This is a genomic window from Bacillus sp. EKM420B (assembly GCF_011065565.1).
Lineage (GTDB): Bacteria > Bacillota > Bacilli > Bacillales > Bacillaceae > Bacillus > Bacillus velezensis.
Window position 1 is genome coordinate 508,007 of record NZ_JAAMNX010000001.1, and the last position, 19,743, is coordinate 527,749.

The 19,743-nt window shown below is 46.2% G+C and carries 19 protein-coding genes; 15 read left to right on the forward strand and 4 right to left on the reverse strand.

Annotation, left to right across the window (positions count from 1 at the left end):
- Positions 1-304: 304 nt before the first annotated feature.
- The 8 genes from G9F48_RS02780 to sipT all read left to right on the forward strand — a co-directional run bounded on the left by G9F48_RS02780 (position 305) and on the right by sipT (position 8,600).
- A complete protein-coding gene (locus tag G9F48_RS02780; protein WP_015388300.1) occupies positions 305-1,003 on the forward strand; it encodes a Yip1 family protein in 699 nt (232 codons plus the stop codon).
- Position 1,004: 1 nt separating this feature from the next.
- On the forward strand, positions 1,005-2,141 hold the full coding sequence (locus G9F48_RS02785; RefSeq protein ID WP_043867055.1) for an efflux RND transporter periplasmic adaptor subunit: 1,137 nt from the start codon (positions 1,005-1,007) through the stop codon (positions 2,139-2,141).
- A complete protein-coding gene (locus tag G9F48_RS02790; protein WP_077722148.1) occupies positions 2,142-2,834 on the forward strand; it encodes an ABC transporter ATP-binding protein in 693 nt (230 codons plus the stop codon).
- Positions 2,831-4,024 carry an ABC transporter permease gene (locus tag G9F48_RS02795; protein ID WP_071391893.1) on the forward strand — a complete coding sequence of 398 codons (1,194 nt, stop codon included), beginning with the start codon at positions 2,831-2,833 and terminating at the stop codon, positions 4,022-4,024. Before G9F48_RS02790 ends, G9F48_RS02795 begins: the two co-directional genes overlap by 4 nt.
- 281 nt (positions 4,025-4,305) lie before the next feature.
- Positions 4,306-5,061, forward strand: coding sequence for a DeoR/GlpR family DNA-binding transcription regulator (locus tag G9F48_RS02800; protein WP_014417627.1), 756 nt, complete (start codon positions 4,306-4,308; stop codon positions 5,059-5,061).
- On the forward strand, positions 5,058-5,969 hold the full coding sequence (gene pfkB / locus G9F48_RS02805) for a 1-phosphofructokinase (RefSeq protein WP_165408994.1): 912 nt from the start codon (positions 5,058-5,060) through the stop codon (positions 5,967-5,969). The genes G9F48_RS02800 and pfkB overlap by 4 nt, the downstream gene beginning before the upstream one ends.
- A gap of 14 nt (positions 5,970-5,983) precedes the next feature.
- Positions 5,984-7,888 carry a PTS fructose transporter subunit IIABC gene (locus G9F48_RS02810; protein ID WP_165408995.1) on the forward strand — a complete coding sequence of 635 codons (1,905 nt, stop codon included), beginning with the start codon at positions 5,984-5,986 and terminating at the stop codon, positions 7,886-7,888.
- Between the two features lie 94 nt (positions 7,889-7,982).
- Positions 7,983-8,600: a signal peptidase I sipT gene (gene sipT / locus G9F48_RS02815; protein WP_369719103.1), complete on the forward strand. Its 618-nt coding sequence runs from the start codon at positions 7,983-7,985 to the stop codon at positions 8,598-8,600.
- Positions 8,601-8,637: 37 nt separating this feature from the next.
- Here sipT and G9F48_RS02820 read toward each other — a convergent pair whose 3' ends face one another.
- Complete coding sequence (locus G9F48_RS02820; protein WP_021493749.1) at positions 8,638-8,907, reverse strand: hypothetical protein; 270 nt, start codon at positions 8,905-8,907, stop codon at positions 8,638-8,640.
- Between the two features lie 162 nt (positions 8,908-9,069).
- On the opposite strand from G9F48_RS02820, the gene G9F48_RS02825 reads away from it, so the two are divergent.
- Entirely contained in the window at positions 9,070-10,689 is a 1,620-nt protein-coding gene (locus G9F48_RS02825; protein WP_003154562.1) for an ABC-F family ATP-binding cassette domain-containing protein, read from the forward strand.
- A 112-nt stretch (positions 10,690-10,801) separates the two neighbouring features.
- The gene (locus G9F48_RS02830; RefSeq protein ID WP_165408996.1) at positions 10,802-11,743 is read left to right on the forward strand and encodes a ketopantoate reductase family protein; all 942 of its coding nucleotides are present in this window, start codon (positions 10,802-10,804) and stop codon (positions 11,741-11,743) included.
- Here G9F48_RS02830 and G9F48_RS02835 read toward each other — a convergent pair.
- The 3 genes from G9F48_RS02835 to mreBH all read right to left on the reverse strand — a co-directional run bounded on the left by G9F48_RS02835 (position 11,740) and on the right by mreBH (position 14,286).
- Complete coding sequence (locus G9F48_RS02835) at positions 11,740-12,972, reverse strand: aminopeptidase (protein ID WP_165408997.1); 1,233 nt, start codon at positions 12,970-12,972, stop codon at positions 11,740-11,742. The two genes, G9F48_RS02830 and G9F48_RS02835, sit on opposite strands and share 4 nt — an antisense overlap.
- A 100-nt stretch (positions 12,973-13,072) precedes the next feature.
- Positions 13,073-13,207, reverse strand: coding sequence for a protein YkpC (locus tag G9F48_RS02840; protein WP_003154559.1), 135 nt, complete (start codon positions 13,205-13,207; stop codon positions 13,073-13,075).
- A 71-nt stretch (positions 13,208-13,278) separates the two neighbouring features.
- Positions 13,279-14,286, reverse strand: a complete 1,008-nt coding sequence (gene mreBH, locus G9F48_RS02845; protein ID WP_003154558.1) for a cell shape-determining protein MreBH — start codon at positions 14,284-14,286, stop codon at positions 13,279-13,281.
- A gap of 268 nt (positions 14,287-14,554) precedes the next feature.
- Between mreBH and G9F48_RS02850 the strand changes: the two genes are divergently transcribed.
- The 5 genes from G9F48_RS02850 to ade all read left to right on the forward strand — a co-directional run bounded on the left by G9F48_RS02850 (position 14,555) and on the right by ade (position 19,733).
- Positions 14,555-14,839: an AbrB/MazE/SpoVT family DNA-binding domain-containing protein gene (locus G9F48_RS02850; protein ID WP_024085249.1), complete on the forward strand. Its 285-nt coding sequence runs from the start codon at positions 14,555-14,557 to the stop codon at positions 14,837-14,839.
- Positions 14,840-15,011: 172 nt separating this feature from the next.
- Positions 15,012-16,316: an ATP-binding protein gene (locus G9F48_RS02855; protein WP_014304932.1), complete on the forward strand. Its 1,305-nt coding sequence runs from the start codon at positions 15,012-15,014 to the stop codon at positions 16,314-16,316.
- Between the two features lies 1 nt (position 16,317).
- Complete coding sequence (locus G9F48_RS02860) at positions 16,318-17,145, forward strand: gamma-glutamylcyclotransferase (RefSeq protein WP_165408998.1); 828 nt, start codon at positions 16,318-16,320, stop codon at positions 17,143-17,145.
- A gap of 40 nt (positions 17,146-17,185) precedes the next feature.
- The gene (gene ktrC, locus G9F48_RS02865) at positions 17,186-17,851 is read left to right on the forward strand and encodes a Ktr system potassium transporter KtrC (protein WP_003154554.1); all 666 of its coding nucleotides are present in this window, start codon (positions 17,186-17,188) and stop codon (positions 17,849-17,851) included.
- Between the two features lie 148 nt (positions 17,852-17,999).
- Complete coding sequence (gene ade / locus G9F48_RS02870; RefSeq protein WP_165408999.1) at positions 18,000-19,733, forward strand: adenine deaminase; 1,734 nt, start codon at positions 18,000-18,002, stop codon at positions 19,731-19,733.
- Positions 19,734-19,743 lie beyond the last annotated feature (10 nt).

The following is a 19,743-nucleotide window of genomic DNA, read 5'->3' on the forward strand; positions in this document are numbered from 1 at the left end:
ATTGCCATCCGGCTTTTTTTGTATATAGGCGCTGAATTTCAGAGAATATCTAAATGGGATTAAAAGGTTTTTTTAATTGAGGCGGTTTTCACTGCATGAATAGGCTGATAACAGTGCCTTTACGAGGTTTTGAGCCACCCGTCATACCGATCTGAAGATGCTTTTTTTTTACATAATTATGGAACGTAAAGCTGAGAATTTGTGTTACAATTTAGCATAAATACGCAAACGGCAAAAAAATTGAAACTTCTCTCAGCCTAAAGCGTACGTATAAACAGAATAATACATAGGAGGCATCAGCAATATGGAACCAAACCTGGAAAAAAGCAATGCGGCAGTAACGGAAAAGCCGTCAATTTTCGGCGTCATTACAAGTCCTGTTGTGCAGTTTAAAAGATTAAAAGAAAAGCCGGTCATCGGCATTCCTCTCCTGATTGTCATCATTCTCATCGCGGCCGGCAGTATTTTGCGCGGACTGGGGATGAATTATGAAGAAGTGCTGAACAGCTCATCTCTTGACGGTTTGACGGATGATCAGATTGAAATGACCAAAACCTTCGCTAAATTCGGTACGATGTTCGGAGGAATCTTCGGGGGCATTATCGCTCTGTTTATCGTTCCGCTCATTTACTGGCTGTGCGTCAAAATTTCAGGCGGCGTGACAACTTACAAAAAAATGCTCTCACTCAGCCTGTTTACGGCATTCATTACCAATATCGGCTTAGTTATTAACGGTCTTGTCACTTATTTTACCGGTGCGGGCTCATTGTACGCCGTTACATCTTTGGCGAGTGTCATACCGGCCGGAGACGGCGTCGCGGTCTTTTTAAGCGCGTTCGACATTTTCAGCATCTGGAGCTATATTCTGCTCGCTTTGGGACTTCGCTATACAGGCGGTATTTCCAAAAAAGCGGCCTGGACTTCCGCGATTGTCCTGTTTGTTATTATGCTTTTGGTTTCGGCAGTCGGAGGACTGTTAAGTTCAGTGACAGCAGGTGTATAACATGAAAAAAATTTGGATCGGAATCGGCATCGCCGTAATTGTTGCAGTATTCATCGGTATCAATATTTATAAGTCTGCCGCTCCCGCGGGCGGCAGCGCCGGAAAAAAAATCGAAACCGGAACCATGGAAAACAGAGAAATCTCATCTACGGTTATGGTTCCGGGAACACTTAAATTCTCTAAAGAACAGTATGTGTTTTATGAAGCGGATAAAGGAACTCTTGATAAAGTGAAAGTAAAAGAAGGCGACAAAGTAAAAAAAGGGTCGTCGTTAGTCACGTATACAAATGAGCAGCTCAACCTTGATAAAGAACAAAATGAGTTGACAGAACAATCAAAACGGATGCAAATCGAACAAGTTGAAGAAAAACTCAGAGCATTAAACAGCAAGGAACAAGATCTGGCAAAACAAGTGGGAGAAGCGGAAGCCAAAAAACAAATTGAATCCGAACGGACTGATCTGCAGCTTCAGCAAAAAACGGCGGAAATCGAATTAAAGCAATCTGATTTGCAAAAGCAGTCTCTTGAAAATCAAGTGTCGAATCTCAATGTTAAGAGTGAGATGGACGGGACGGTTATCTCGGTAAATCAAGAAGCGGCTTCTAAAAAATCGGATATTCAAGAACCGGTTATACATATAGGAGACCCGGAACACCTGGTCGTTGCCGGCAATTTGTCCGAATACGACACGCTGAAAGTGAAAAAGGGCCAAAGCGTTACAATCACCTCAGACGCCATCCCCGGCAAAACGTGGAAAGGGAGAGTGGCGGCTGTCGGCCTCGTTCCGGATCAAAAGTCAAGCGCTGCTTCGGGGGAAAGCACGGAACAAGCCGTCCAGTATCCGTTTCAGGTTAAGCTGATCGGAAACCTTCCGGAAGGCAAGCCGGGATTTAAATTAATTATGAACATTGAAACCGACAAACGGAAAGCTGACACGCTGCCGTCCTCCGCAGTCAAAAAAGACGGAGATGAGCACTGGGTCTTTACGGTAAAAGACGGGAAGGCCAAACGCGTGAAAGTTAAAGTCGGCGATACCGCAAATCAGCTTACGGAGATAAAAGAGGGGCTTTCAAAGGATGATAAAGTCATTCTGAATCCGGCTGACGGTTTGACTGACGGAACGGATGTGAAAGCATAGATGATTCAGCTTTCAAAGGTGAAAAAAAGCTATCAGATCGGCAAGGAGACGTTTGATGTTCTCCGTTCAATCGACCTGACGATTGAAGAAGGAGAATATGCGTCAATTATGGGACCGTCGGGATCGGGAAAATCTACGATTATGAATATCATCGGCTGTCTGGACAGACCGACGTCCGGCAGTTACAGGCTTGCGGGCGAAGATGTTTCTTCATGCACCGAAAAAGAGCTTGCGGCGGTCCGGAACAAATCAATCGGATTTGTCTTTCAGCAGTTTCAGCTGCTGCCGCGATTGAATGCAAGAAAAAATGTCGAACTCCCCATGATCTATGCCGGTATCGGCAAAAAAGAGCGTGAGGAACGGGCTGAGCACGCGCTGGAAAAAGTCGGTTTGGCGGATCGGATGCGTCACATGCCGAATGAGCTGTCCGGCGGCCAGAAGCAGCGTGTCGCGATTGCAAGAGCCATCGTGAACGAACCGAAGCTCATTTTAGCTGATGAACCGACCGGCGCGCTGGATACGAAAACAAGCATTTCCATTATGGAGCAGTTCACAGAGCTTAATGCAGAGGGCGTGACCGTGGTGCTTGTCACTCATGAGCCTGAAGTGGCGGACTGTACAAACAGAGTGATTTTCGTCCGTGACGGCATGATCGTTTCCCGCGATTCTGAGCAGAGGAGAGTGGGGGAATGAGCCTGTCAGAAAATCTCCGGATGGCCCTCAGTTCCGTAAGAGCTCACAAGCTGAGATCGATTCTGACAATGCTCGGAATCATTATCGGCGTCGGTTCAGTAATCGTTGTTGTGGCTGTCGGCCAGGGCGGAGAGCAAATGCTGAAGCAATCCATCAGCGGGCCGGGCAATACGATTGAATTGTTTTACCTGCCGAGTGATGAAGAATTAACAGCCAATCCGAACGCCTTACAGCAAGCGAGTTTTACAGAAGAAGATATTAATGGATTAAAAGGAGTGGACGGCGTAAAGCAGGTTGTCGCTTCCGCGGTAAAATCCATGACGGCCCGTTACCATGAAGAAGACACGGATATTACGCTGAACGGCATTAACAGCGGCTACTTGGACGTAAAAAAGCTGGACGTTCAAGATGGACGGACATTTACGGACAATGATTTTCTTTCCGGGAAAAGAGCGGGAATCATCTCGAAAAAAATGGCTGAAAAGCTGTTCGGGAAAACGTCTCCGCTCGGAAAAATCGTCTGGGCCGGCGGACAGCCCGTAGAAGTAATCGGCGTACTGAAAGAAGAGAGCGGCTTTTTATCGTTAGGACTCAGTGAAATGTATGTGCCGTTCAATATGCTGAAAACGTCTTTCGGTACTAACGACTACAGCAACGTTTCCGTTCAGACGGAGTCCGCTGATCAAATCAAAACAACAGGAAAAGAAGCGGCCCGTCTCTTAAATGACAATCACGGTACAAAAGAGGCCTATCAAGTCATGAATATGGAAGAAATCGCGGCGGGAATCGGTCAGGTCACGACCGTTATGACGACGATCATCGGTTCGATCGCCGGTATTTCTCTCGTTGTCGGCGGGATCGGGGTCATGAATATTATGCTCGTATCAGTGACGGAACGGACAAGAGAAATCGGCATCCGCAAATCGCTCGGTGCCACGAGAGGACAGATTCTGACACAATTCTTAATTGAATCTGTTGTGCTTACATTAATCGGCGGCTTAATCGGAATCGGTCTCGGCTACGGGGGAGCAACACTCGTTTCCCTTATCGCAGGCTGGCCGTCGCTCGTTTCCTGGCAGGTGGTTTGTATCGGCGTGCTGTTCAGTATGCTGATCGGTGTCATTTTCGGCATGCTGCCCGCCAACAAAGCATCACGCTTAGATCCGATTGAAGCGTTACGGTATGAATAACCGGCGCCCCATGCAGTCTGCATGGGGTTTTTTGTGTTTTAATGATTGAATGAATATAATAGACTTTTTTCATTTATGATAAAAAGAAAATGTCATACAATTGTCCCCCTTTTTGTCGAATTTACAGTTTACAAACCCTATGTACATACGTTAATATGAACAAATGTGAAAGATTTTGATAGTTATTGAATGAATTTGAGTGATTTTAGTTGCTTGAAGTAAAAAAAGCGTTTACAATTATCTTGCAGCCGAAATGAATACGTTTTCAAAGGAGGCGGAATATGCTCACTCCTGAAAGGTATCAGCTGATTATGGATCAGATTGAAAAGCGAGATGTGGTGAAGATTCAAGAGCTGATAAGCATGACAAACGCTTCTGAATCAACGATCAGAAGAGATTTATCAACACTTGAAGAGCGCGGATTTTTAAAGCGCGTTCACGGCGGGGCGTCTAAACTTTCCAACAGCAGGCAAGAACCCGATATGCTTGAAAAATCCTCCAAAAACCTTCAGGATAAACTGAAGATCGCTGAAGAAGCGGCATCTTTATTAGAAGAAGGTGACTGTATTTACCTTGATGCGGGAACAACTACATTGCACATGATTGATTTTATAGATCATACAAAGGACATTGTGGTTGTCACAAACGGGGTTATGCATATCGACGCTTTAATAAGGAAGGGGATTCCTTTTTATCTTCTCGGAGGATATGTGAAGCATAGAACAGGTGCGATGATCGGCGGCGCCTCATTAACGGCGGTCAGCCAGTACCGTTTTGACAAAAGCTTTCTCGGGGTGAACGGCGTGCACATTGAAGCCGGCTTTACAACACCCGATCCGGATGAGGCTCTTCTGAAGACAAAGGCTGTGAGACAGGCGAAAAATGCGTATGTTTTAGCCGATCCTTCTAAATTCGGCGAGATTTCTTTCGCAGCGTTCGCCGCCTTGGGCGATGCAGCTATCATTACCACTGAAGCTGAAGAACTTGCATTCGATAATTACCAAGAAAAAACTGTCGTAAAGGTAGTGAAACCATGATTTACACTGTAACCCTCAATCCGTCTGTTGACTATATCGTTCACGTTGAAGATTTTGCCGTAGGCGGTTTAAGCCGTTCCAGCTATGACACGAAGTATCCCGGCGGAAAAGGCATCAACGTTTCGAGATTACTGAAAAGACACCATGTGCCGTCAAAAGCATTGGGGTTTGTCGGCGGATTTACCGGAAATTATATCACGTCATTTTTGCAGCAGGAAGGTCTGGAAACGGCTTTTTCTGAGGTGGATGAAGACACGCGTATAAATGTAAAACTGAAAACGGGCGATGAAACGGAAATTAACGGACAGGGCCCGACGATTTCAGACGAAGTGTTCAATGCCTTTTTAGAACAGTTCTCCGCTCTGGAAGAGGGAGACATCGTCGTTTTAGCGGGAAGCATCCCTTCTTCCCTGCCGCATAACACGTATGAAAAAATTGCTGAGGCATGCAGAAAGCAGAATGCCCGGGTAGTGGTGGACATCTCCGGTGAAGCGCTGATGAAAGCGACTGAAATGAAACCGTTTTTGATGAAGCCGAATCATCATGAGCTTGGGGAAATGTTCAATACGGTCATTGATTCAGCCGAAGCTGCCGTTCCTTACGGTAAAAAATTAATTGAACAAGGCGCTGAACACGCGATTGTTTCGATGGCTGGCGACGGTGCGCTTTTATTTACGAAAGAGGCGGTTTTCCTCGCCAATGTTCCTAAAGGAAAGCTTGTCAATTCGGTAGGCGCGGGTGATTCCGTCGTCGCGGGATTCCTTGCGGGAATTTCAAAACAGCTGCCTTTGGAAGATGCGTTCCGTTTAGGAGTTGCTTCTGGAAGCGCGACGGCATTTTCTGAAGAACTCGGAACTGAAGAGTTTGTACAGCAGCTTCTTCCTGAAGTTAAAGTCACACGTCTATAGAGGAGGAAAGAAAAGTGAAGATAACTGAGCTGTTAACAAGAGATACAATTCATCTCAATATAGAAAGCAAAGAGAAAGAAAACGTTATCGATGAAATGGTGACAGTGCTTGACAAAGCCGGCAGATTAAATGACAGAGAGGCTTACAAAGCAGCCATTTTAAATCGTGAAAGCCAAAGCTCGACGGGAATCGGCGAAGGCATTGCCATTCCTCATGCGAAGACGGCGAGCGTCATTAACCCGGCCATCGCATTCGGCCGTTCAAAAGATGGTGTGGATTATGAATCATTAGACGGTCAGCCGGCACACCTGGTCTTTATGATTGCGGCAACCGAAGGAGCGAATAATACGCATCTTGAAGCATTATCAAGACTTTCAACGCTCCTTATGCGTGAGGAAATCCGCAAACAGCTTCTTGAAGCTGAATCAGAAGATGCGATCATTGACATCATCAATCAGCATGACAAAGATGACGATGAGGAAGAAGAAGAGCAGGAAGAACAGGCAGCGCCGTCAGGAAAAGGCAAAATCCTTGCTGTTACGGCATGCCCGACAGGTATCGCCCATACGTTCATGGCAGCTGACGCACTGAAAGAAAAAGCGAAAGAGCTCGGCGTTGACATTAAAGTCGAGACAAACGGCTCAAGCGGTATTAAACATAAGCTGACGGCTCAAGAAATTGAAGACGCGCCTGCGATTATCGTAGCGGCTGATAAACAGGTTGAAATGGAGCGCTTTAAAGGCAAACATGTTCTTCAAGTGCCTGTAACGGCCGGTATCAGACGTCCACAGGAACTGATTGAAAAAGCCGTTAACCAAGATGCGCCGATTTACGAGGGCAGCGGCGGAGGATCTCCCGCTTCAAATGAAGACGGCCCGAAACAGAAATCAGGCACAAGCATCGGAAGCACTTTCTATAAACACTTAATGAGCGGTGTCAGCAACATGCTTCCATTTGTCGTCGGCGGCGGAATTCTCGTTGCGATTTCATTCTTCTGGGGAATTCATTCAGCTGATCCGAAAGACCCGACATACAACACGTTTGCTGCCGCGCTGAACTTTATCGGTGACGGTAATGCGTTAAAGCTGATTGTTGCAGTTCTTGCCGGATTCATCGCAATGAGTATTGCGGACCGTCCGGGATTTGCGCCGGGTATGGTCGGCGGATTTATGGCTACGCAGGCGAATGCCGGATTCTTGGGCGGACTGATTGCCGGATTCTTAGCCGGTTATGTCGTAGTCCTTTTGAAAAAGCTGTTTGTCTTTATCCCTCAGACTCTTGACGGATTAAAACCTGTATTGATTTATCCGCTGCTCGGTATTTTTATCACCGGTGTCCTGATGCAGTTTGTCATTAACACACCTGTAGCAGCGTTTATGAATTTCTTAACAAATTGGCTTGAAAGCCTTGGAACTGGAAACCTTGTCTTAATGGGTATTATTTTAGGCGGTATGATGGCTATCGACATGGGCGGCCCGCTCAATAAAGCGGCGTTCACTTTCGGTATCGCGATGATCGATGCCGGAAACTATGCGCCGCATGCGGCCATCATGGCGGGCGGAATGGCACCGCCGCTTGGAATCGCACTGGCGACAACATTCTTTAAACACAAATTCTCTAAACGTGACCGTGAAGCCGGTATTACGTGCTACTTCATGGGAGCAGCTTTCGTTACAGAAGGCGCCATCCCGTTTGCGGCGGCTGATCCGCTTCGCGTCATCCCTGCAGCCGTTGTCGGTTCTGCGGTAGCGGGCGGACTGACAGAGTTTTTCCGGGTAACGCTTCCTGCACCGCACGGAGGAATATTCGTTGCATTCATTACGAACCATCCGCTGCTTTACTTAATGAGCATCGTGATCGGAGCGATTGTAACGGCGGTTATCTTGGGAATCATCAAAAAACCGGTAGTAGAGAAATAAGCGAAAAGCGTCCTTTACGGGCGCTTTTTTCAATCATATGCGCATAGAAGCGTTATGTATTTTGTGATGAGTTGTGATAAAGTAAAGATGGTACATGAACCGAAACAGTGATCGTCTAGGAGGAACCACGTTGACTGAAGAACAAAAACCTACTTCTGAAAAATCGGTAAAAAGAAAATCCAACACGTATTGGGAATGGGGAAAGGCCATCATTATAGCGGTTGCACTTGCGCTGTTAATCCGCCATTTCCTGTTTGAACCGTACTTAGTGGAAGGATCATCAATGTACCCGACATTACATGACGGTGAAAGACTGTTTGTCAACAAAAGCGTCAATTATATCGGAGAAATCGAGCGGGGGGACATCGTCATTATTAACGGCGATACGTCGAAAGTCCATTATGTAAAGCGGCTCATCGGAAAACCTGGAGAAACGGTGGAAATGAAAAATGACACGCTTTATATAAACGGCAAAAAAATCGCAGAACCGTACCTCGCGAGCAATAAAAAAGAAGCGAAAAAACTGGGAGTCAACCTGACGGGAGATTTCGGCCCTGTAAAGGTTCCGAAAGGCAAATACTTCGTCATGGGCGACAATCGGCTGAATTCAATGGACAGCCGGAACGGACTCGGTTTAATTGCCGAAAACCGGATCGTCGGCACCTCGAAGTTTGTGTTCTTCCCGTTTCATGATATGCGTCAGACAAAATAAAAACGCCGCGCTGCCCGATTCGGACAGCAGGCGTTTTTTATTTGGCAAACGAGGCCGCGACGGCGATGAACAATACCGTGGCCAGCACTGATCCGACAATGGCCAGAACGCTGAAAAAAAGATTCACCTGCTTCTTCTCTTTGCCGCGTTTTTCAAGCATCCGTTTTGAAAAGAGATGCGAAAACGTATAAATGAGGGCGATTCCGACGTACAAGCCGATGTCACGTGCCGTAAAGCCTGTGACGGCCAGAAAAACCCCGGTGAAGAAAATCATAAGACAGTATTCTGTGAGTGTTAAAAGCTTCAACTTGTTCCTCCGTGATGAATATGTATATATATCTATTGTATCACAGCGCTCCGGGTTTGACGCCTGCATCTTTTCAAACCCGTATATTCGCAGGGAAACATTTCTCTTCCCCTTTATTCATGGTATACTTTTAATGATGATAGACACGATGGAGGATTCTAAATGATTGCTGTAAATAATGTGAGCTTGCGTTTTGCGGATCGCAAGTTATTTGAAGATGTCAATATTAAATTTACGCCGGGCAACTGCTACGGATTAATAGGCGCAAACGGTGCCGGAAAATCAACATTTTTGAAAATTTTATCCGGTGAGCTGGAGCCGCAGACCGGCGATGTCCATATGAGTCCGGGCGAACGTCTTGCCATTCTGAAGCAGAACCACTTTGAATATGAAGACTGTGAAGTGCTGAAAGTCGTCATTATGGGACATAAACGTTTATACGAAGTCATGCAGGAAAAAGACGCGATTTATATGAAGCCTGATTTTTCAGATGAAGACGGCATCCGCGCCGCTGAACTTGAAGGAGAGTTTGCGGAATTAAACGGATGGGAAGCTGAAAGTGAAGCCGCTATTTTGTTAAAGGGGCTGGGCATCTCTGAAGACCTGCATACGAAGAAAATGGCCGACTTAGGCGGTTCAGAAAAGGTGAAAGTGCTTTTGGCACAGGCGCTGTTCGGCAAGCCGGACGTTCTGCTGCTTGATGAACCGACCAACCACTTGGATCTGAAAGCGATTCAGTGGCTGGAAGAGTTTTTAATCAACTTTGAGAACACAGTCATCGTCGTATCCCATGACCGTCACTTTTTAAATAAAGTGTGCACGCACATCGCCGATCTTGATTTTAATAAAATTCAAGTGTACGTCGGCAACTATGATTTCTGGTATGAATCAAGCCAGCTTGCTTTAAAGCTTTCTCAGGAAGCCAACAAGAAAAAAGAAGAGCAGATTAAACAGCTTCAGGAGTTCGTGGCCAGATTCAGCGCCAATGCCTCTAAATCAAAGCAGGCGACATCAAGAAAGAAACTCCTTGATAAAATCACGCTTGATGATATCAAACCGTCATCACGCCGTTATCCTTATGTCAATTTCACGCCGGAACGCGAGATCGGAAATGACGTGCTTCGGGTTGAAGGCTTAACAAAAACGATTGACGGGGTTAAGGTGCTTGATAACGTCAGCTTTATTATGAACAGAGAAGACAAAATCGCATTTACGGGCCGCAACGAACTTGCCGTTACGACATTGTTTAAAATCATTTCCGGGGAAATGGAAGCAGACAGCGGCACATTTAAATGGGGCGTGACCACTTCTCAGGCGTACTTCCCTAAAGACAACAGCGAATATTTTGACGGCAGCGATGCGAACCTTGTCGACTGGCTCCGCCAATACTCGCCGCATGACCAAAGCGAAAGCTTTCTGCGCGGTTTCTTAGGACGCATGCTGTTCTCAGGAGAAGAAGTCAACAAAAAATCAAACGTCCTTTCCGGAGGAGAAAAAGTGCGCTGCATGCTTTCAAAAGCGATGCTTTCCGGCGCGAATATCTTAATTCTGGATGAACCGACAAACCACTTAGATTTGGAATCCATTACGGCGCTTAACAACGGCTTAATCAGCTTTAAAGGCGCTATGCTGTTTTCATCTCATGACCATCAATTTGTACAGACAATTGCCAACCGTATCATTGAATTAACGCCTAAAGGCATTGTTGACAAACAAATGTCTTATGACGAATTTCTTGAAAACGCGGATGTGCAGAAAAAGCTTGAAGAGCTATACGCGTAATAAAGAAGCAGGGGAGACTCTGCTTTTTTATTTATGAAAAAAGTTTTCAATCTTCTGACTTCCCGTTACAATAAAGGAATACATAAATTGAAAAGAGACGGAGGAATGCATCATGAAGTTTTTAGTTGTCGGAGCTGGGGGAGTGGGGGGATATATTGGCGCGCGTCTTGCAGAAAAGGGAAATGACGTTACATTTCTCGTCCGTCAGAAGCGGGCGGAACAATTAAAAGAGATGGGATTGACCGTCAAAAGTGCAAATGGTGATGTTTCAATCAAGCCGAAAATAATCATGGCGGGCGAAGATGGAGAGTTTGACGCCGTTATCATCGCATCAAAAGCGTATTCTTTGGAGGACGTCATTGGGGATGTCAAACCGTTTGTCAAACCTTCGTCGGTCATTCTTCCTTTTTTAAACGGATACAGGCACTATAACCAGCTGTTTGAAGCTTTTTCAAAACGGCAGGTGCTGGGCGGCCTCTGCTTTATTGAGAGCGCCCTTAACGAAAAAGGGGACATTCTTCATACGAGCGCTGCCCACCGCTTTGTGTTCGGTGAATGGAGCGGGGAACGCACGGAACGTATAAATGAGCTGGAAAAAGCGTTTGCGGGTGTGAAAGCGGATGTCATCATCAGTCGGGAGATTGAAAAGGACATTTGGAAAAAATATATGTTTATTGCCGCGCAGGCGGGCGTGACCACTCTGTTTCAACAGCCGGTCGGACCGATTTTAGAAACAGAAGGCGGCCGCAGCACGGCAAAGCGCCTCTTTGCTGAAATCGGAGCCATTTTCAAGGGTGCCGGCATCCCGAAAGATCCTGGACTGGAAGAAGAGAGTTATCGCACATTGACAAGCATGTCTTACCATATGAAATCGTCGATGCTGAGAGATATGGAAAAGGGCAGGGTGACGGAAGGTGATCATTTACACGGCTTTTTGCTTGAGAAAGCGAAAGGCTTGTCAATTGATACACCTGTTTTGGAAACCGTCTGCGCCAACTTGCAAATGTATGAAGCGAAAAAAAAAGGAGGCCTGATCGCCTCCTTTTTTTATTAAAATGCCCAGTTTCCGTTTCTGAAGATCGGTTCTCTTTTCCCGTCCGCGGTAATACCGTCGATATTCATGTCTTTGGAACCGACCATAAAATCTACGTGTGTAATGCTTTCATTTAAGCCCTCTTTAACAAGCTCTTCCCGTGTCATTTGTTTGCCGCCCTCAATATTAAAGGCATACGCACTGCCGATCGCCAAGTGGTTAGAGGCGTTTTCATCGTACAGTGTGTTGTAAAATAAAATATTTGATTGTGAAATCGGTGAATCGTACGGCACTAAGGCCACTTCACCGAGATAGTGTGAGCCTTCATCGGTTTCGACGATGCCTTTTAAAATCTCCTCGCCTTTTTCAGCCTTCACATCGACAATGCGGCCGTTTTCAAAGGTAAGAGTGAAGTTATCAATAATGTTGCCGCCGTAGCTCAGCGGTTTCGTGCTGGAAACCGTGCCGTTCACCCCGTCACGCTGCGGAAGGGTGAAAACCTCTTCTGTCGGCATGTTGGCCATGAATTCGTGCCCGCTTTCATTCACGCTTCCCGCGCCTGCCCATACATGTTTTTTCGGCAGTTCAATGGTTAAGTCTGTTCCTTCAGCCTGATAATGCAGGGCGCTGTAATGTTTTTTGTTCAGGTGTTCCACTTTTTCATGAAGATTTTGATCGTGTTTTTTCCATGCTTCCACAGGGTTTTCTTCATTTACGCGGGTTGTTTTGAAAATTTCTTCCCATAAAAGCTGAACGGCTGTTTCTTCCGGCTGATCCGGGAACACTTTTTTCGCCCAGCCTGTTGAAGCCGCTCCGATCACCGTCCAGCTGACCTTATCTGATTGAATATATTGTCTGTATGTATGCAATGCTTTTCCGGCGGCTTTTTGGAATGCTGCAATCCGTTTGCCGTCAGCGCCTTTTAACAGGTCGGGGTCGGATGAGACGACAGAAATAAACGCAGCCCCTTTTTTCGCGAGCTCTTCTTTGCCTTTTGCTTCCCATTCAGGATACTCTTCAAACGCTTCAAAAGGTGCCATCTCGTATTTTAATCTGGACAGTTCATCGTCCTGCCAATTTACGGTGACGTTTTTTGCGCCTTTTTCATAAGAATGTTTGGCAAGCAGTCTGACAAGTTCCCGGACATCAGTTGAGGCATTGATTACGACATGCTGTCCTCTTTGGACATTGACGCCGACTTCTACCGCCAGCTGAGCATATGTATTTAACTTTTCAGTAAACGAACTCATCGTTCATTCCTCCTCATCGGTTTTTCTCATCATATCAAATAACGCCTCATAAAGGAAAGAAAGGAGCACAAACGAAAAAGACACAGCTTTTGCTGCGTCTTTACGGGTGATTCAGTTTTACGGCGCCGCCGGCCGGAGAATGGGGCATATTGGCCAGTGAAATGCTCATGCCCCCCAAAATAATTCCGCTTAAAATGACGGCTACTGCTACGCGTCTTCCCACATCTCTAAGCATATGCTTCCTCCTTAATGTTTCTCCAGTTCTCACAATATGAGCCGGCCGGAGAAAAAAGAAGCACAATCTTATTATTTAATCGCTTTTTGCAGCTTGTCGATGACGTCTAATGAACGCCCAGTGCCGATAGCCACTGATTCAAGCGGATTTGCCGCCAAATGAACGGGAACGACGATTTCATCTGTCAGCCATTCTTTCATCCCGTTTAAAAGGGAGCCTCCGCCGGTTAACACGACGCCGCGGTCAACGATATCACCGCTGAGCTCCGGCGGACAATCTTCAAGCGTCGCTCTGATCGCTTCAAGAATATGCAGGAGCGACTCACGCATCGCGTGCTGAATTTCATTAGACTGCAGTCTGATTGTCTTCGGCAGACCGGTTACAAGGTCACGCCCGCGGATTTCCATCGTTTCCGGCACATGTTCGATCAATGCAAATCCGATTTCCATTTTCACTTGTTCTGCCGTGCGTTCCCCGATCAGCAGGTTGTATTTTTTTCTGACGAACGAGGCGATATCTTCATCAAGCTGGTCGCCGCCGATTCTGATCGAATGGCAGGATACGACTCCACCGAATGAGATGATGGCGACTTCAGTCGTACCGCCGCCGATATCTACGACGACGTTTGCGACCGGCTCGTCAACAGGGAGGTCGGCCCCGATTGCAGCGGCTACGGGTTCTTCAATCAAGTGAACGTTTTTCGCTCCGCAGTTTTTGACAGCGTCACTGATGGCGCGGCGTTCAACGGCTGTTGAGCCTGAAGGCGTGCAGACGACGACATTCGGTTTGCGGAAGGTCATTCCGATTTTTTTTCCGGCTTTTTTCATAATGTGTTTTAATAAGTCAGTTGTCATATCATAATCAGCAATGACACCGTCTTTCATCGGCCGTACGGCGACGATTTTCCCCGGCGTCTTTCCGATCATGCTTTTGGCATCCGTTCCGATGGCAAGCACCGCTTTCGTTGTTGTATCTACAGCGACAACGGAAGGCTCGTTTAAAATAATACCTTTATTTTTACTGTAAACAAGTATATTAGCGGTTCCTAAGTCGATTCCGATCTCAGTTGATTGAAACATGTTTTCACCCAATCCCTATCCTGATTTAATTGATTCTACATTTAAAGTTTCTGAGAAAAACCACGATTTTTGGGGGTTTCCGCCGGGAATGAAATGTTTTTGTAAAAAAGGAGGGAAAGTCTGTATCCCGTATTTCAAAAGGCTTTTTTCTGTAAAAAACATTCATTTCCGGATGCTGAGAAACTTTTGCTCCGTTCCTTTCGTCTACGTTTATGAAGGATTTTCCTTGGACATAAAGAAGAGACATTAAAGGAAGTAGGGGATTTCTATGAAATCAATTGGTGTAGTAAGAAAAGTAGACGAACTCGGGCGTATTGTCATGCCGATTGAATTGAGAAGAGCATTGGATATCGCTATTAAAGATAGTATTGAATTTTTCGTTGACGGAGACAAAATTGTCTTAAAAAAATACAAGCCGCACGGCATTTGCTTAATGACCGGGGAAATTACCTCCGAAAATCAGGAGTACGGCAACGGCAAAATTATTTTAAGTCCTGAAGGAGCGAAAATGCTGCTTGAGGAAATCGAGGAAGCGTTAAAAGATAGATCATAATCAGCAAAAAGGGCGGGGCATCATTCCGTCCTTTTATTATGAACTTGTGCAAAAACTCACGGGAAAAGTAAGCGAACCTGCTCAATTAATTGGGAATAGTTATCATTTTTTAGTCAATAATGCAGTCAACAATGTTACAATATATGTAGAAATGCTAGCGGCAGGTGGGACTATGGGAAAATATCAAGCGCGTATCATTTCCTTAATCTTGGCAATGATTTTTATTATGTTTTGGGATTATTTATTTTATATGATTGAACGGAATCCGATTAACTGGCCCGTTGACATCACCTTTACCGCCGTCACATTAATCAGCGTCTGGCTGCTGGCTTATTATGTGGACAATAAAAAGCAGCTGCTGGCGGAGCTGAAGGACAGCGAGCAGAAAGCAAAGGCGCTTTCAGATGAGAAAAACCGGATCATGGACAATTTGCAGGAAATCGTTTTTCAGACGGATTCACAAGGGAATATTACATATTTGAATCAGGCCTGGACGACGATTACGGGCCACTCCATCAGCGAATGTATGGGCACGATGTATAATGATTATTTTATAAAAGAAAAACATATCATTGATTATATTATCTCCCAAATCAAGCAGCAGTCCCCGTCAGGAATGTTTACGGCCAAATATATTAAAAGAGACGGCACGATTTTTTGGGGGGAAGTCCATTATAAGCTGTATTATGACCGCAGACAGAAATTTGTCGGGAGCCTGGGGACGATGTCTGATATCAGTGAACGGAAAAAAGCGGTCGACGAGCTTCTGGAAACGAACGAACGCCTTGCCATGCAATCTCAAAAGCTGGCCATTGCCGGAGAGCTTGCGGCAGGAATCGCCCATGAAGTAAGAAATCCTTTAACGTCAGTCAGCGGCTTTCTCCAGCTGATGAAAGCCCAGTATCCGGAAAGAACGGATTATTTCGATATTATTTTTTCGGAGATTAAAAGGATTGATCTCGTGCTGGGGGAGCTGCTTCTGCTCGCCAAGCCGCAGACCGTGACGTTTACCGCTCATCATCTCAACCATATTTTAAGGCAGGTGGCGACGCTTCTTGACACGAACGCGGTGCTGTCGAACACTGTGATTGAGAAGGATTTCAGGCAGACTGAGTCCTGTATGGTCAACGGTGACGAAAACCAGCTGAAACAGGTATTTATCAATATTATTAAAAATGCGATTGAAGCGATGCCTGACGGCGGGAATATTCATATTTATACAGAACGGGATGAAGAATACGCGGTGATCAGCATACAGGATGAAGGAAACGGCATGTCGAAAGAAAAGCTTGAAAACATCGGCAAACCGTTTTTCTCAACAAAAGATCAGGGAACGGGTCTCGGGCTTCCGATTTGTTTACGAATTCTGAAGGAGCATAATGGTAAACTTAACATTAAGAGCAAAAATGGAGAAGGCAGTACGTTTCAGGTGATTCTGCCGTTAGAAGCGGCTGCTGTCCAAAAGGAGGAAAAATAACTTGCTTCTTTTTGTATACGGTTTGTTACGGAAGCGTGAAGAAAACCATGAACTGCTGAAAGGCGCTCCGTGTGTGTGCGAGCAGGCCGCGATAAACGGTGTGCTGTACGAAACGGATAAAGGTCAGCCTGCGGCGTCTTTAGCAGAAACAGCTTTTGTGTACGGGGAATTGTATGAAACAGATCATCAGATGATCCGTAAGCTGGATATGTATTATGCTGATTTTGACCGGAAAGAGGTTGCCGTGACGACGGATGCCGGGAATAAAACCGCCTTCGCATATGTCGTAAAGCCCGACCAGTGTGCCTCATTCAGCCGTATCAATAGCGGAGACTGGAAAGAATACCGTTTTATGAAACGGGAGGATGACAGTCCGGTTTATTATTTCGCTTACGGCTCCTGTATGGACAATGCCCGGTTTAAACAGGCGGGAGTCGACCACTTTTTTGCCGAGCCGGTCGGAGGGGCGGTTGTTGAAGGATATTCGACGAGATTCACGTTAAGGCGTCCTGACGGTTCCAGAGCCGATCTTGTTGAAGACGGGGGACGAACTGAAGGCGTGCTGTACAAGCTCCCGTTTGAAGCGGCAACCTATCTGTACAAAAGAGAAGGTGTTGATAACCACACATACCGTCCCGCGTTCATAGAAGTGTGTGCCGGCGGCCGTGTATACAGAGGCGTCCTGACGTTCCTGGTTCTTGATAAAGCTGAGGAAATTGCGCCTCCGGGTCACTATCAGGAAGAAATCGAACGCGGAGCGGACCTGTATTTATCACCCGCCTTTTCAGAAAAGCTCAAACGCTATATGAACTCATTGCCGAAAATGTGATACTATTCCTATTAGAGATATTGTTTAAAGGAGTACTGTTATGAGAAAAGAGTTTGCCGTTATCGGTCTCGGACGCTTCGGCGGAAGTATCTGCAAAGCATTAAGTGAAGAAGGCCTTGAGGTCATGGCGATGGATATTGATGAAGATAAAGTAAATGAATACGCCAAAATCGCATCACACGCGGTCATCGGCGATTCAACCGATGAATCGGTGCTGAAAAACTTAGGGCTGCGCAACTTTGACCACGTCATTGTGGCAATCGGCGAAAATATACAGGCGAGCATTTTAACGACGCTGATCTTAAAGGAACTCGGCGTGAACACGATCACGGTTAAAGCGCAGAACGATTATCATGAGAAAGTGCTTGCGAAAATCGGGGCCGATCACATCGTCCACCCTGAACGTGACATGGCAAAACGCATCGCCCACAACATCGTATCAAATAATGTGCTTGATTATTTGGAGCTGTCCGACGAACACAGCATTGTGGAGATCGTGGCCAACAGCAGGCTTGCGGGCAACACACTGCTTGATCTGGACATCCGGGCGAAGTACGGCATTAATATCGTGGCCATCAAGAGAGAAAAAGAAGTGATCGTATCTCCGCTGGCGACTGAAATGATTCAAAAAGAAGATATTCTCATCGTTATCGGCTCTCTTACGGACATTTCCCGATTTGAAAAAAGAGTGCTTCATACAAAGTGAAAAGCCGTCCGTAAAAGGACGGTCTTTTATTATGTCAGAATAGAAAGACATTTATCGTGTAAGCGGTATATTCTGCAATTTTTATTGACTATGATCAGGCGATCCGATAGCATATTGTACCATATAAAGAAAAAGAGGAGGCCTCATTTTGAACAAAGAAACACTGGCTGAACGGCTGAATGCATCAGCCGGCAGACAAAAAGCCGATACCGTCATTAAAAACGGAAAAATCATGGATGTATTTAACCAGGAATGGATTTCTGCAGATATCGCCATTACGGGCGGAGTGATCGTCGGGCTGGGCGAATATGAAGGGGAAGAAGTCATTGATGCAGAAGGTCAAATGATCGTTCCGGGCTTTATTGACGGACATGTTCATATCGAGTCCTCTATGGTTACTCCGATTGAATTTGCTAAAGCCGTCCTCCCTCACGGAGTGACTACTGTCATTACTGATCCTCACGAAATTGCGAACGTTTCCGGAGCAAAAGGCATTTCATTTATGATAGAGCAGGCGAAAAAGGCGCCGCTGAACATCCGTTTCATGCTTCCTTCCTGTGTTCCCGCCGCTAGCTTTGAACGCTCAGGAGCTGTATTAAAAGCCGAGGATTTAAAGCCTTTTTATCAGGAGAAAGAGGTGCTCGGGCTTGCGGAAGTAATGGATTATGTGTCTGTTGCGGAAGGTGAAGAGGATGTGCTTCAGAAACTGCTTGATGCCAAGCGTCACGGAAAACGGATCGACGGGCATTTAGCCGGACTGTCTTCAGATATCATCAATATATACAGAACCGCAATGGTGTCAAATGATCATGAAGTGACGACAAAAGAAGAAGCGCTGGACAGAATCAGACGGGGAATGTACGTCATGCTGCGCGAAGGATCGGTGGCAAAAAATACGCTCAATGTGCTGCCGGCGGTGAATGAAAAAAACGCGCGCCGCTTTTTCTTTTGTACGGATGATAAGCATGTAGATGATCTGCTTTCAGAAGGAAGTGTGAACCACCAAGTCAAAATGGCGATAAAGGCCGGACTTGATCCATTCCTTGCGTATCAGCTCGCCAGCTTAAATGCGGCTGAGTGCTACGGCCTTGAAACAAAAGGGGCGGTAGCGCCGGGTTTTGACGCAGATCTGCTGTTCATTTCAGATGTACGGGAGGCTGCCGTCACGAAGACCATGGTCGCCGGCCGGACCGTTGCCGAGAACGGACGAACGGTTTATGAACAGTCTGCCGGTTCCTATTCGCCGGACCAGGCGCTGTTGGATACAGTGCGGCTGAAATCGCCGCTGACTGAATCTGATTTTTATATGCCGATTCATGAGGGCAGGAAAATGAAAGTAATCGAAATTGTACCAAATCATTTGGAGACGAGAAAAAAAGAAGTGCCTGCACCGTCTGCTGACGCGTTTCGTCCTGATACAGATAAGGATTTATTAAAAATTGCCGTCGCAGAGCGGCATAGCGGCGAAAAAATGATAGGACTCGGGATTGTACAAGGGTTCGGGTTAAAAGAAGGCGCCATCGCCACAACCATTTCTCACGATTCCCATAATATCATCGCCGTCGGTACAAACGATGCCGATTTGGCAAAAGCAATCAACAGGCTCCGTGACACCGGAGGAGGATTAACAGCCGTGAAAAACGGAGAATTGCTTCACTCCGTTCCGCTTCCGATCGCCGGGCTTTTGTCTGATAAGTCGGCGGAATGGGTCAATGACAGCTTGGGCGTGCTTCATGAAAAGCTTCCTCTGCTCGGATTCACCGGTGATTTCAATCCGTTTCTCACCTTATCGTTTTTAGCCCTTCCGGTGATTCCGGATATTAAAATGACGGCGGCCGGTCTGTTTGATGTCAAAGCCTTTCAGCATATTCCGCTGCAATAAAAAAAACTGC